Origin of the sequence: Ralstonia soli (assembly GCF_023955655.1) — a bacterium.
Classification (GTDB): domain Bacteria; phylum Pseudomonadota; class Gammaproteobacteria; order Burkholderiales; family Burkholderiaceae; genus Ralstonia; species Ralstonia soli.
Map to the genome: position 1 here is coordinate 547,821 of NZ_JAMXHT010000005.1, position 13,757 is coordinate 561,577.

The 13,757-nt window shown below is 65.5% G+C and carries 13 protein-coding genes; 6 read left to right on the forward strand and 7 right to left on the reverse strand.

Annotated elements, in window-relative coordinates; all coding sequences use genetic code 11:
• Positions 1–75: 75 nt before the first annotated feature.
• Positions 76–1,179: an alpha/beta hydrolase gene (locus NG900_RS15615; protein WP_252681993.1), complete on the reverse strand. Its 1,104-nt coding sequence runs from the start codon at positions 1,177–1,179 to the stop codon at positions 76–78.
• 321 nt (positions 1,180–1,500) lie between these two features.
• Between NG900_RS15615 and NG900_RS15620 the strand changes: the two genes are divergently transcribed.
• The 3 genes from NG900_RS15620 to NG900_RS15630 all read left to right on the forward strand — a co-directional run bounded on the left by NG900_RS15620 (position 1,501) and on the right by NG900_RS15630 (position 4,073).
• Entirely contained in the window at positions 1,501–2,445 is a 945-nt protein-coding gene (locus NG900_RS15620; RefSeq protein ID WP_252681995.1) for a LysR family transcriptional regulator, read from the forward strand.
• Between the two features lie 97 nt (positions 2,446–2,542).
• Positions 2,543–2,947: a hypothetical protein gene (locus tag NG900_RS15625; RefSeq protein ID WP_252681997.1), complete on the forward strand. Its 405-nt coding sequence runs from the start codon at positions 2,543–2,545 to the stop codon at positions 2,945–2,947.
• 358 nt (positions 2,948–3,305) lie between these two features.
• On the forward strand, positions 3,306–4,073 hold the full coding sequence (locus NG900_RS15630; RefSeq protein WP_252681999.1) for a Mut7-C ubiquitin/RNAse domain-containing protein: 768 nt from the start codon (positions 3,306–3,308) through the stop codon (positions 4,071–4,073).
• A gap of 65 nt (positions 4,074–4,138) precedes the next feature.
• Here NG900_RS15630 and NG900_RS15635 read toward each other — a convergent pair whose 3' ends face one another.
• The 6 genes from NG900_RS15635 to NG900_RS15660 form a co-directional block, all read right to left on the reverse strand.
• Positions 4,139–4,564: an organic hydroperoxide resistance protein gene (locus NG900_RS15635; RefSeq protein WP_252682001.1), complete on the reverse strand. Its 426-nt coding sequence runs from the start codon at positions 4,562–4,564 to the stop codon at positions 4,139–4,141.
• A 152-nt stretch (positions 4,565–4,716) separates the two neighbouring features.
• On the reverse strand, positions 4,717–5,178 hold the full coding sequence (locus NG900_RS15640; protein WP_252682003.1) for a MarR family winged helix-turn-helix transcriptional regulator: 462 nt from the start codon (positions 5,176–5,178) through the stop codon (positions 4,717–4,719).
• A 74-nt stretch (positions 5,179–5,252) separates the two neighbouring features.
• Positions 5,253–6,674, reverse strand: a complete 1,422-nt coding sequence (otsA, locus tag NG900_RS15645; RefSeq protein WP_252682005.1) for an alpha,alpha-trehalose-phosphate synthase (UDP-forming) — start codon at positions 6,672–6,674, stop codon at positions 5,253–5,255.
• On the reverse strand, positions 6,671–7,471 hold the full coding sequence (gene otsB / locus NG900_RS15650; protein WP_315862374.1) for a trehalose-phosphatase: 801 nt from the start codon (positions 7,469–7,471) through the stop codon (positions 6,671–6,673). The genes otsA and otsB overlap by 4 nt, the downstream gene beginning before the upstream one ends.
• Before the next feature lie 191 nt (positions 7,472–7,662).
• A complete protein-coding gene (locus NG900_RS15655; RefSeq protein WP_252682009.1) occupies positions 7,663–9,723 on the reverse strand; it encodes an NADPH-dependent 2,4-dienoyl-CoA reductase in 2,061 nt (686 codons plus the stop codon).
• Between the two features lie 107 nt (positions 9,724–9,830).
• On the reverse strand, positions 9,831–10,004 hold the full coding sequence (locus NG900_RS15660; RefSeq protein WP_252682012.1) for a hypothetical protein: 174 nt from the start codon (positions 10,002–10,004) through the stop codon (positions 9,831–9,833).
• 94 nt (positions 10,005–10,098) lie between these two features.
• Between NG900_RS15660 and NG900_RS15665 the strand changes: the two genes are divergently transcribed.
• From NG900_RS15665 to NG900_RS15675, 3 genes are all read left to right on the forward strand, one after another.
• Complete coding sequence (locus tag NG900_RS15665) at positions 10,099–11,079, forward strand: tyrosine-type recombinase/integrase (protein ID WP_252682014.1); 981 nt, start codon at positions 10,099–10,101, stop codon at positions 11,077–11,079.
• A gap of 165 nt (positions 11,080–11,244) precedes the next feature.
• Positions 11,245–12,270: a UDP-glucose 4-epimerase GalE gene (gene galE, locus NG900_RS15670; RefSeq protein ID WP_252682016.1), complete on the forward strand. Its 1,026-nt coding sequence runs from the start codon at positions 11,245–11,247 to the stop codon at positions 12,268–12,270.
• 52 nt (positions 12,271–12,322) lie between these two features.
• Positions 12,323–13,747, forward strand: a complete 1,425-nt coding sequence (locus NG900_RS15675; protein WP_252682018.1) for a PAS domain-containing protein — start codon at positions 12,323–12,325, stop codon at positions 13,745–13,747.
• Positions 13,748–13,757 lie beyond the last annotated feature (10 nt).

Here is a 13,757-nt window from a genome sequence, read left to right on the forward strand (position 1 = left end):
AAGTTAGGAAAACGTTTGGGCCGCAGCGTAGAAACACGCGCGCGGCCTCGCACTCCGTTTCTTGTTGTTGTGGGTTCAGCCGGGTGTTTCCCCGTTTGGCTCGGGCGGCGTGCGGTCCTTGCGGTCAGCACGTGCACGACGCTTGCGCGGTGTGGCTGCGTCGCGGGTCATGCCCAGGTGCCAGCGCAGGAAGCACGTCATCTCGTCTTGCGCGACGGCGCTCATGGCAATCGACTCATGACAGACCTCGCTTACCCGCACGACCTGCGTGACGACGCCCGCTTCGATGAGCGCGGCGGCATAGCGCTCGGCTTCGGTGCGCAGCAGGTCTTGCGGGGCGGTCAGCAGCAGGGCGGGCGGCAGGCCATGCAGACGGCGCGACTCCACCGGCGCGGCATACGGGTGCACGCGCTCGGTCGGGCGGGGCAGATACTGGCGATAGCACTCCGCGCACGCCTCCGCCGCGTTTTTGCCAGTGGCGTCGGCATCGGCCAGCCGGTCGGGGCGCACGCGGGCCATGGTCGGGTCCAGCATGGGCGCGATCAGCACCTGCGCGCGCAGGTTCGGGCCGCCACGGTCGCGGGCGATCATCGTCAGCGCCGCCGACAGATTGCCGCCGGCGTCATGCCCAGCCACGGCAATGCGGCGACGATCAATCCCCCATGCGGCGGCATGGTCGGCCATGCAGCACAGCGCGGCGTACACGTCCTCGGGCGCGGCGGGAAAGGGCGCGGCCGGCGCCAGCGAATAACCAACCGTCACCACCACCGCAGGCAGCGTGGCCGCCAAATAGCGGGCCGGCGCATCCGCATCGTCGATCGAACCGCGCACGAAGCCGCCGCCATGCAGGTACAGCACGGCCGCGTTGCGCAAAGACGCTGCAGCGTCGTCAGCCTGCATTTGCGGCCGGAAGACACGCAGGCGGATGCGGCTGGCGTAGCCCTGGGTCCAGTAGTCGTCGACGGCAACTTCCCGAGGCAGTGGCCCCGCGTCGGCCGTTTCCTTGCTTGATGGAATTTGCCCAGGCAGTTTTGATGCTGCGCCGCGCAAATTGTTATTCAGTGCAACGTTTGAGGCGTCGGCCCTTGCGTACGGTTGCACCGGGCGAACAGCGGCCGATGCGGCATCGCTGGCGAACGTGCGTTCCGAAACAACCAGGCGCGGTGGAGAAGAACCCATGATGTCAGGCGGGGCTTACCTTTGCGGATCACCCGGATATCGATGGGCTGAATGATGGTGATTAGACGAACGGGGATAAATGCCTATAATCAGACATCACTATTAGTTGCAGCCGAACAATCAGAATTTACGGTTGTGCTACAAAGTGTCATTGCTCGAGGCCGATCTTGTTGCGCTGCGGAAATTCGTTCCTCCGCCAATGCGCTGCCCTCCTGATCGCGCCGACCGGGTGCACCCCTCAGATTTCACAGGTCCAGCGCATTGCCGTTCTGATTTCGGCAGTGCGCCCGCCCCGTGGAATCCGACCCTCAGGAGCCGCAGATGGATCGATTGCAGGCCATGCAGGTTTTCACGCGCGTCGTGGAAGCCAGCAGTTTCACCAAGGCTGCCGATAGCCTTCAGTTACCCCGCGCCACGGTGACGAACCTGGTGCAAAGCCTCGAAGCGCATCTTGGCGTGCGCCTGCTGCACCGAACCACCCGCCGCGTCAACGTGACCGCCGATGGCGCCGCGTATTACGAGCGCTGCGTGCGGCTGCTCGGCGACCTGGAAGAGACCGAAGCCGCTTTTTCGCAAAGCGCGACCGGCGCGCGGGGCACCTTGCGCATCGACGTTCCTGCCTCGATAGGCAAACGGTTGCTTGTGCCGCGTATCCGCGATTTTCATGAGGCGTACCCCGATCTTCAGCTCGAGATCGGCATGAGTGATCGCACGGTCGACCTCGTGCAGGAGGGCGTGGATTGCGCAGTGCGCGGCGGCGAGCTGCAGGATTCGAGCCTCGTTGCGCGCCGCATCGGCCAGTTGTCGATGGTCAATTGCGCCTCGCCCGATTACCTTGCGCGCTATGGCACGCCCCAAACACTGGAAGACCTGCAGGATCACGTGGCGGTGAACTATTTTTCTGCGCGCAACGGCCGGCGCATGGATTGGGATTTCGTGATCGACGGCCAGAAGCAGATCCACAAGGTGCGCGGCATGGTGTCGGTCAACGACGGCGAATCGGCGGCAGCTTGCGCGCTGCATGGCCTTGGCTTGCTGCAGACCGCGCGTTTCCTGGTGTACGAGCACCTGCAGTCGGGCGCGCTGGTGGAGGTGCTGCCGGAATATGTCTCGGAATCGGTGCCGGTGTCGGTGGTCTACCCGCACAACCGCCATCTGTCGCCCAAGGTGCGGGTGTTTGTGGATTGGGTGGCGACGCTGTTTGCCGACCATCCGTGCCTGCAACTCAAGGAAAATCCACGGCTGCACATTGTTAGCGCAGCTTGAACAGTTTTTTCCTGAAAGTCGCATTTATCAGACGGGAGCAACGATCTATTCTGGGTTCCAAGCGCAACAACGAGCGCAACCGAACAAGGAAACGATCATGAACTCCCGCCTCTTCTCCGCCTTCTCCCGCCGCGCTCTCCTGGCCATGGTGGCCACCGTGTCGGCTTCTGCCGCACTGCTGTCGGCACAGCCCGCAGCGGCTTCGATCCAGCCCAACTTCAGCGCACCGGCGGCTACGCAGGCCGGCCGCTTTGATCCGTACACGCAAGGCGCCGACCGCCAGGCCGACACGTACGGCTATCTGTCCCGCGCTGGCGACCGCTTCGACCCGTACAGCCAAGGCGCCGACCGCCAGGCCGACACGTACGGCTATCTGTCTCGCGCCGGTGACCGCTTCGACCCGTACACCCAAGGCGCCGACCGCCAGGCCGATACGTATGGCTACCTGTCGTGGAACGGCGACGTGAGCTATCCGAACGGCAGCAGCGCATCGCGCGCTTAAACCGCGCTTCTGATTTCTCCTCCCTTGTTGCGGCGTGACTGAGCAGGTCACGCCGTTTTTTATTTGCCGAGCCCCCAGATCAGAACTCCAATCGCCGAGCAAAAAGTTCGGAGTGCCGAGTTCAGAACTCCAATTGCGGAAAAAAAATGCTCGGAGCGCCGAGTTCGGAACTCCAATCGCCGAGCAAAAAGCTCGGGGCGCCGAGTTCGGAATTCCAATCGCGGAGAAAAAAGCTCGGAGCACGGAGCTCAGAACTCCACTCTCGCCGAGAAAAAAAGTTCGGGGCGCCGAGCTCAGGACGCCGAACTCAGCCGCGTGGTTGGAACGCTGATGCTGGGTTGGGAGTATCGTGGCAGGCATGCCACTCGTCTCTCTCTCGTTCGATGCCGACCTGACGCCGCTTCTGCCGCTGGCCTTGCGCGGGCATCCTGTTGTGCGGGGGTGGGCAGCAGGCGCCACGTTCAAGCATGCAATCGAGGCGCTGGGCGTGCCGCATACCGAGGTGGGGCGCGTATTGGCCGATGGCGAGCCGGTCGTGTTGGAGGCCATGTTGCCGGCAAGCGGCCACGTTGCCGTGTCGGGCGTGCAACCCACATTGCCGGCCGTACCGCTGCGTTTTCTGTGTGACGCGCACCTAGGTGCCACCGCGCGTCTGCTGCGCATGGCCGGCTTCGATACCGCTTACGACAACAACTACGCCGACGCCGCCATCGAAGTGCTCGCCCTGGAGGAGGACTGGATCGTGCTGTCGCGCGACCGCGAGTTGCTCAAGCGGCGCGGCATCGGCCGGGGCGCATTCATCCGCGCGCGCGAACCGCAGGCACAGATGCGTGAGATCGTGACGCGCTTTCGCCTGGCCGATGTGGCCAAGCCGTTCTCTCGCTGCCTGGAATGCAATGTGCCGCTGCGCATGCTGAGCCCAGAAGAGGCCGCTGCCAGCGTGCCCCCGCGCGTGCGCGAGCGGCAGCGCCTGTTCAGCACCTGCGATGTCTGCCGGCGTGTCTACTGGCCCGGTTCGCACTGGGCACGCATGAGCGCCGTGCTGGCCGGCATGCTGAGCCCGCCGGACGACGAGGGGCCAGAGCGCGCCGCGCCCATCCTGCGCAGTGGCAGCGCGGGCGCCTGAACAAAAAACGCCCGCCGTGATTCCACACCGGCGGGCGCTTGCCTGACTCGCTGTCGCTCAAGTCATCAGACCAGACGCAGGCGCACGTCGATGTTGCCGCGCGTGGCGTTCGAGTATGGGCAGACGATGTGGGCGCGTTCGATCAGCGTTTGGGCTTGCTCGCGGTCCAGGCCGGGCAGGCTGATTGCCAGTTCCACTTCAATGCCAAAACCGTTGGGGATCGGGCCGATGCCCACGGTACCTTGCACGCTGGCATCTGCGGGGATACGCAGCTTGTCGCGTGCGGCGACGAACTTCATCGCGCCGATGAAGCAGGCGCTGTAGCCGGCGGCAAACAGCTGTTCGGGGTTGGTGCCCTCACCGCCGGCGCCGCCGAGTTCACGAGGCGTGGACAGGCTCAGATCCAGGCGGCCGTCGGCAGTGGTGGCTCGGCCATCACGACCCCCGGTGACGTTGGCTTGGGCGCGATACAGGACGTTTTCAATCGACATGGCAGTTCTCCTGATGAAAGTTGGGAGCGAAGTGCAACGACCGTCGAAGTCGAGGCACTGGAGTGAAATTGTTTGCTATTAAATAGTGTGCTATGTATTTATCTCAAAAAAAAGCGGACGCGCTGCGGCGCCCGCAGGGTATGGCTTTCGTTTCAGGCGGCGTGCTTGAAAAGCCGCTCGCGCAGCTCATTCAATTGGGACCGCAATGACGCAATTTCCTCGGGTGCGCATTCCGCCGCGGCACCGATGCAGGTCGGAACGTCCTTGGCACGATGCTGCAACGCCCGGCCCTCGTTCGTGAGCGAGATGATCACCTGACGCTCATCCGTTTCCGAACGCTGACGTTCGATCAGGCCCGCTGCCTCCAACCGCTTGAGCATAGGAGTCAGCGTGGCCGAATCGAGAAACAGCCGCTCGCCAATGGCCGACACCGTCTGGGCGTCCTGTTCCCATAGCACCAGCATGACGAGGTATTGCGGATACGTCAGGCCGAGGGGCTTGAGTAGCGTCCGATACACCTTGTTCAAACCGATCATGGTCGAGTACAGCGCAAAGCACAGCTGCACATCGAGTGTGAGGTTCGGGTACGGAGAGTGGGGCTTGCGTTCGTCCATGACGTGCATATTAGATAGCGTACGATCTAATAGCAAGCGAAATTTGTGTAACCAAGCCCAGAGCCGTCGCGAGCCTATCGTTCCGGCGCGTTGCGGAGGTCGGCCACGAACCGCTCCCGCCAGATGGTCAGGTTCGCCGCGCGCAGCCGATCCATCATATGGGCGTAGCGCGCCTTGCGTTCTTCCAGCGGCATCGTCAGTGCGCGGTTCAGTGCCTCGGCCATGCCGCGCGTGTCATACGGGTTGACGATGAGCGCCGCATCCAGCTCGCGCGCGGCACCGGCAAAGCGGGAGAGTACCAGCACACCCGGGTCTTCCGGATCCTGCGCGGCCACGTATTCCTTGGCGACGAGGTTCATGCCGTCGCGCAGCGGCGTGACGTAGCCGATCTGCGCGCTGCGGAACAAGGCCATCAGCACGCGCCGCTCGTACTGCTTGTTGATGTAGCGGATGGGTGTCCAGTCCAGCTCCGAATGCTTGCCGTTGATGCGGCCCGACTCTGCCTCCAGCCGCTGGCGGATCTGCTGATAGGTCTGCACATCCTGGCGCGACGTCGGCGCGATCTGGATGAACGTCACGTGCCGGCGGTGGTTCGGAAAATCGTCCAGCAACTGCTCGAACGCGCGGAAGCGCTCGGGCAGGCCCTTGGAATAGTCGAGCCGGTCCACGCTCATGATCAGCTTCGTCGGTTGGCCCACGCCCTGGCTGCCCGCGCGCTCGCCGCGCAGGTTCGCATGCCGCGTGAACGGGTTGCGCCGCGCCAGGGATGACTTCGCCTGCTGCGCGATCTCGTCCGGGTGTACGCCGATCGGGTAGACCTCCGCGCGCAGGGTGTGGCCGTAGGCGTGCACGGGGCCGTTCTGCTCCTTCTGCTCGATGTAGCCGCGTGCCTCGCGCTCGATGTAGTCGTAGAAGGCCACGCGATCGGTCTCGGTCTGGAAGCCGACCAGGTCGTACGCGCACAGCGCACGCATCAGGTCTTCATGCGGCGGGATTGTCGTCAGGATTTCGGGCGCCGGAAACGGAATGTGCAGAAAGAATCCGATGCGGTTGGTGAGCCCCAGTGCGCGGCACTCCGCGGCAAACGGGATCAGGTGGTAGTCGTGCACCCAGAGGATGTCGTCGGGTTGCACCAGCGCCTTGAGCTGATGCGCGAACTGCGCGTTGACGCGTCGGTAGCCGTGGTACTCGTGGCGCTCGTAGCGCGAGAGGTCGACGCGGTAGTGGAAGATCGGCCAGAGCGTGGCATTGGCAAAACCGCGGTAGTACTGGTCGTAGTCCTTGCGGTTCAGGCTGACAGTGGCATAAGTGATGTTGCCCTTGGTGACGATGCTGGGCTCGTGTGACACAGTGGCCGCGGTTTCGCCGCTCCAGCCGAACCAGATGCCGCCGGTTTCGCGCAGCGCATCGAACACCCCCACCGCCAGGCCGCCTGCCGTGCCCTGGCCCTCGGTGACGGGCGCGACGCGGTTGGAGATGACGACGAGCCGGCTCATGCAGCACCTCGCTTGGCCGCGGCGGCGAGCGCAGCCAGCCACGCGCGCAGGGCGGCGGGGTCCGGCACGCGCCAGCGCGCCTGGCTTGGGCCGGTGCCCACCTTGACGGACCAGCCATCAAGCGCGTTGACGGCATCGAAGGCGCTTTCATCGGTGAGGTCGTCGCCGGCGAACATCACGGTGCGGCCCATGAAGGGCGGCTCGGTCATCAGCGTATGCACCACGTCGCCCTTGCTGGCGCCGCGCGGCTTGAGTTCGACGACCATCTTGCCGGCCTGCAGCCGTACGTGGTCGGCATAGCGCCGCGCGAGCCCGTCTGCCGCGGTGAGCACGGCGTTTTCGGCTTCAGGTGCGTGGCGGTAATGCAGCGCGAAGGCGATGCCCTTGCTCTCCAGCATCACGCCGGGAAACTGCCTGGACAGTTGCGTGAGCTCCGCGCGCAACTCGCGCTCCAGTCTTGCGAGCGCATCGGCATCGGCATTCAGGCGGACGAAGTTACCGTCTGCATAGCGGCGTTCGGCACCATGCACCCCGGCGATGACGAGGCCGGGCAGCGACAGGCGCGACTCCACGTCATGCACCGTGCGCCCGCTGATGATGGCCAACGCGCCGCCGCTGGCGGCATGCAGCGCGGCCAGCGTTTCCCGCAAGGGCGGGCAGACGTGGACGGCATCGGGGTGCGGTGCGATATCGACCAGCGTGCCGTCAAAATCGAGCAAAAGCGCCGTTCGCGCGAGATCGAGTGAAGGCATCGGTGCCGCGTTGGCAGAAGACTGGGGAGCGACGTTCTTGGACAAACCGGTTCTGGTGAATGTGCGTGATGCGCCTTTTCACGCAAGAACCGGGCCGACCGCGCAGAGCGTTGTCATTTCGCCATTTGCGGCCGGTCGAAAGCGGGGTGGGCATGTAAAAAGGAACGCGTGGTGCAAATCCTTCACATCGCACGCGGCCCCTTTACGTCACGGCGGTCACAGCGGTCACAGCGTGATCAGAGCGATGCCGCCAAGCGTGTGCCCTGATCGATCGCGCGCTTGGCATCGAGTTCGCGCGCCTCATCCGCACCGCCAATGATGTGTACCTTGGCGCCGCCGGCTTGCAGCGGCTCGACCAGTTCGCGCAGCGGCTCTTGCCCCGCGCACAGCACGATGGAATCGACCGGCAACCATTCGGCGGCTTCGCGTTTTTCGCCGTAGCTCACCAGCAGCCCTTCGTCGCCGATGCGCTCGTAATTGACGCCGCCCACCATGCGCACGCCAAGGTTCTTCAAGCTCGTGCGGTGGATCCAGCCGGTGGTCTTGCCCAGGCTCGCGCCGAGTTTGCCGGCGCGCCGCTGCAGCAGCATGATCTCGCGCGCGGGCGCCTGTGGCTGGGGGCGGACGCCATCGACACCTCCGCGCACCTGCGTCGGGTCACCCACGCCCCATTCGGCGCGCCACGTGGGCAGGTCCAGCGTGGGCGAATGGCCGTCGAGCGCGAGGAACTCCGCCACGTCGAAGCCGATGCCGCCCGCGCCCACAATCGCCACGCGTTTGCCCACCGGCTTGCGATGGCGCAGCACGTCGATGTACGACAGCACGCTCGGGTGCTCCTGCCCCGGAATCTTCGGGTTGCGCGGCGACACACCGGTCGCGACGATGACGCCGTCGTATTGGCCTGTCAGCAACTGCTGCGCATCCACGCGCGCGCCCAGATGCACCGTCACGCCGGTGGTCTGCACGCGGCGCGTGAAGTAGCGCAGCATCTCGTGAAATTCTTCCTTGCCGGGAATCGTCTTGGCCATGTTCAACTGGCCACCGAGTTCTGGCGCGGCGTCGTACAGGTCCACCGCGTGCCCGCGCTCGGCCAGCGTGATGGAGGCCGACAACCCTGCTGGCCCGGCCCCCACCACCGCATAGCGCCGCCTGGCGGGCGTCGGTCGGATGATGATCTCGGTTTCGTGGCACGCCCGCGGGTTGACGAGGCAGCTTGCCGTCTTGGCCTTGAATGCGTGGTCCAGGCATGCCTGGTTGCAGGCGATGCAGGTGTTGATGTCCTGCGCGCGGTTTGCAGCCGCCTTGCGCACGAAATCCGGATCGGCCAGCAGCGGGCGCGCCATCGAGACCATATCGGCGCAGCCATCGGCCAGTACGGCCTCCGCTACCTCCGGCGTGTTGATGCGGTTGGACGTGACCAGCGGAATGCCGACCTCGCCTTTCATCTTCTGCGTTACCCACGCGAAGGCGGCGCGCGGCACGCTCGTCGCAATGGTGGGGATGCGCGCCTCATGCCAGCCGATGCCGGTGTTGATGATGGTCGCGCCCGCGCGCTCCACCGCCTTGGCCAGCTGCACGACTTCTTCCCATGAGCTGCCGTCGGGGATCAGGTCGATCATCGAGAGGCGGTAGATGATGATGAAGTCGCGCCCGACCGCCTCGCGCGTGCGCTGGACAATCTCCACAGGCAGGCGCATGCGGTTCGCATAGCTGCCGCCCCAATCGTCGGTGCGCTTGTTGGTGTGGGTGACGAGGAACTGGTTGATGAAGTAGCCCTCGGAACCCATGATCTCCACGCCGTCGTAGCCGGCTTCACGGGCCAGTTGGGCGCAGCGCACGAAGGCGCGGATCTGGCGTTCGATGCCACGCGCCGACAGCTCGCGCGGCGTGAACGGGCTGATGGGCGAGCGCAATGCCGTGGGCGCCACCGCAAACGGGTGATAACCATAGCGGCCGGTGTGCAGGATCTGCAGCGCGATCTTGCCGCCTTCCTCATGCACGGCGTTGGTCACGGCGCGGTGGCGGCGCGCTGCGCCGTGCGTGGCGAGGCGCCCGGCAAACGGTTTGGTCCACCCGGCAATGTTGGGTGCAAAGCCGCCTGTGACCATCAGGCCGACATCGCCGCGTGCGCGCTCGGCAAAGTACGCGGCCAGACGATCGAAGTGGTTGCCGTCTTCCAGCCCGGTGTGCATCGAACCCATCAGCACGCGGTTCTTGAGCGTGGTGAAACCCAGGTCGAGGGGGCTGAGCAGGTGGGGGTACGGCGAGGCGGGGGAGGAGGGCGTGGAGGAGGACATGTCCGGCGCGGAAGCGGTCACCGCAGTGATGTGGAAACGCGCCGGACGGTAGCACCCAAGCGCCCGTTGGAACAACAGGGCGGGGCTCTAGATGTGCGAGGGGCGCGTCAGGACTTCTTGGCGTCGTCTTCGGCGGGCTTGCCCAGCAGCGCCTTGAGCAATTTGTTCTGCGGAATCGGCTTGCCGGCGCCCTGGCCGGGCTTGCCGGCGCGTTGGCTGTCGCGCTTGAGGTTGTTGGCGATCTTGAGGCCCTTGAGTTTTTCGAGGTCGGTTTTCTTCACGATGGGGTCCGCAATGGGATAGATGAGCTGCGTGTTACGCTCGGCAGGATACGCGAATTGCCAAACACCCGGCTCCTTACGCCCGCTTTTCTGCATGTCTGCCGCTTTCACGCCGCCTGCCACGCCTGTTCCCGACCTGTTTCAGCCCAGCCTGCAGGACTGGGCCGAGCAACCCGCGCAAGCCTTCGAGCACTGGCTGGCGGCGCGCGGTTATCGCGAATCGTCAGCGACGGTGTACCGCGCGATGTGGCGCAAATGGCTGCGTTGGACGGAGTCGCACCACCGTGTGCTGGCCGATTGGAGCGCGGGCGACATCGCCGCCTTCCTCGATGAGTCGGGCCTCACCAAGCTGCACCGCTATCGCTATGCACGCCTGATCGAGCGCGTCTTCCATCAACTCGAACTGCTGCGTACGGGCACGCACAATCCGGCCAGCGCCGCTGTGCAGCAGAAGCTGGCCGAAGGCGAGAACGATCCGACCACGTTCCTCTCATTGGCCGAGCGTGCCGCCATTGAAGCCTCGCTGGAGGTGGAGGCGAGTGGCGGGGCGGCAGCCAACGCCAGCGCCTTCAAGCTGGCGCGCGACCGCGCCCTGGTGGCGGTCTGCCATGGGGCGGGGCTGAAGGTGGCGCAGGTGCAGGCGCTGCTGCTCCGTCAGGTGGATGCGGGGCTTGAGGCCATCACGATCGAGCGGCCGCGCGGGCCGTCGTACCAGGCGCCGATGCTGGAGGCGGCCCGGCCGGCCTTGGCTGCGTGGCTGGCGGTGCGTGGTCATGCTGAGGTGCCGGGCGAGCGCGTCTTTGTGGCAGACGCTGGCGGGCGTGTCATGCATGCTGCCTCGGTGTACAGGCGTGTGGAGGCCTGGCTGACGGCACTGCCAGAATTGATGCACCGCAGCGAACGGCTGTCGCCGCAAACGCTACGCAACGGGTATACCGCCGCGCTGTTCGACGCCGGAGCGACTCCCGCCGAAGTGGGGAGCGCGCTGGGCCTGCGTGACCAGACCTCGGCATGGCGGTTGCGTGCAACCTATGTCGAATGGCAGGCTGCAGCCCATCCGGACGGCCGCGCGTAGTACCGCTTTTTGTGCAAAACAGGCGGTATACCGCCCGCAAACCGTTCGTGCCCTTTGCTATGATCGCGCTGTCTCGCGCGCCGTCGGCCATGCCGGCGCAGCGTAGAACGACGATGCCGGCCCGAACCGGCACGCTATCTCTCTCTTCTCGATACCTCGCACCCCATGACAGAAACCATTCTGCTGACCGGCGCCACCGGCTACATCGCCTCGCACACCTGGGTTGAGCTGCTGGATGCGGGTTATCAGGTGATCGGTCTCGACAACCTGTGCAACAGCAGCTCGGCTGTGCTCTCGCGTATCGAGCAGATCACTGCCAAGACGCCGAAGTTCGTCCAGGGCGATGTGCGTGACCGCCGCCTGCTCGACGACCTGTTTGCCAGCACGCGCATCTCTGGGGTCATCCACTTTGCTGCGCTCAAGTCGGTGGGTGAATCGGTGCAGAAGCCGCTGGCGTACTACGACAACAACATCGGCGGGCTGGTGACGCTGTGCGCGGCCATGGCACATGCCAACGTGCGCCAGTTCGTCTTCAGCTCGTCGGCAACGGTGTACGGCAACCCGCATACGGTGCCGATCACCGAGTCGTTTCCGCTGTCGGCCACCAACCCGTATGGTCAGACCAAGTTGATGGGCGAACAGGTGCTGCGCGACCTGGAGATTTCCAACCCCGCCTGGCAGATCGCTTATCTGCGGTATTTCAATCCGGTGGGCGCGCATATCAGCGGCCTGATCGGCGAAGACCCGCGCGGCATTCCCAACAACCTGATGCCGTACGTCGCCCAGGTGGCAGTGGGCAAGCGCGAGAAGCTGTCGGTCTATGGCGGTGATTGGCCCACCCCCGACGGCACCGGCGTGCGGGACTACATCCACGTGGTGGACCTGGCGCGCGGGCATCTGTCGGCGCTCGACACCCTGCGCCGCGATGGCCGCGGCTTTACCGTCAACCTCGGCACGGGGCGCGGGTATTCCGTGCTGGAAGTCGTGGAGGCGTACAAGCGCGTCAGCGGCAAGCCTGTGCCGTATCAGATCGTCGATCGCCGCCCCGGTGACATTGCCGCGTGCTATGCCGATCCGGCGCTTGCCGCATCGCTGCTGGGCTGGCGCGCGCAATACGGCATCGAGCGCATGTGCGAAGACTCGTGGCGCTGGCAAAGCATGAATCCGGACGGTTTCCAGAGCCGGAGCTGAATCACGGCTGCCAGACGTTGCCATGGTTTGAACCAACAGGAGACGCTCGGTCGTGGATGAGGCGTTTGCCGCCCACCTGATCAACACGCTGGCGCGCACGTTGCTGCCTGCGGTGCTGCCATTCGTCGTGGCATGCGGCGCGGGTAGCCTGTTGTTGCGCCTGCTGGACGACCTGCGCAGCGCGGCCGCCTCGCGCGCGCGCCTGCCGCTGCTCGTGTTGGCGCTGTTTGCCGCGATAGCGCTGTGGGTCGTACCGCTGCTGCCGCTGCTCGCGCGCTGGCCGTCGCTCGAAGATGCGTACTTGCTGCCGACGATGCTGGCGTCGTTCTGCTGGAGCCTGGCCGTCGCCGCGTTGTGGTGCGTGCTGGGCGCGCGTGCCGGCGCCGTGCGTGCCGTGTTGCTGGGTGTACTGCTCAGCGTCAGCGGCCCGGTGGCGGTGTTGCTGCTCGCCGGGGTGACGGGCTTTGGCGGTGCCGCCTGGGAGGATGCCGGGCTGCTCGGTATCGTGCTGGTGCTGTCGGCCGCGGGCTGTGCGGCGGCGCTGCGGTTTGCGCTCTCGGCCCGATCGGGTGCCAACGGTGTGGCTGTGCGCCGGCCCGTCGTCAGCTTGTTCGTGAGCACGCTGTTCGGGGTCGCGCTGACGGTGGATGCGGTGTGTGCGGCGTCATTGGCGGGTGCGTTTTCGGCGTCGTCTGCCAGCGCACCGGCGTGGCTGACTGTGCTGCTCGTCATGGGCGCGGCTGCGGCAGTGCTTGCCGTTTTCCTGCTGGGCTACCGAGACCGCACGCTGGGCGACACCGCCGCTGCCATTGCCGGCCGGGAGATCCGCCTGCGCAAGGAAACCATGCAGGCGCTCAATGATCTGGAGCAGAGCTACCGCCAGCGCGAAGCCGAACTGACGACACGCCACCAACTGTTGCTCGACGGTGCCGACGTCGGCTTGTGGGAGTTTGACCTGATCACCCGCGCGGCACAGTTTTCGCCGCGCTTTGCCGCCATGCTCGGCTACGCGCTCAAGGAGATCGGGCCCAGCACCAGCGAATATCTGCGCCTGGTGCACCCCGACGATCTGCCGATGGTGCTCAATCGCATCCAGGCGCACGTCGATGGCAGCACGCCGGCATACGCGGCGGAATTCCGCATGCGGCACAAGAACGGCGGCTATCGCCAGATCGTTGCGCACGGTGTGGCATGGCGGGATGCCGGCGGGCGCGCCATGCGCATGGCCGGATCGCACGTTGAAGCGGCCGCAACAACCGCCTCACCCGATTTCACCGCACCAAACCTGGAAACAGCGGCCCAGGTGCCGGGCGCGCAGCAGGCGTTTGCGCGCCACGGGCTGTGGGAATCCTGGTCGCCTGCAGACCATTCCGCCGATTCCGCTGTTCGGGCCATCGCGGCGCCACCCGCATCGACATCGGACCCTGCGATCACGGGGGCCACCCTGCCCAGCATCAATCCTGACGCGTTGCGTTGAGGCCGCTTCC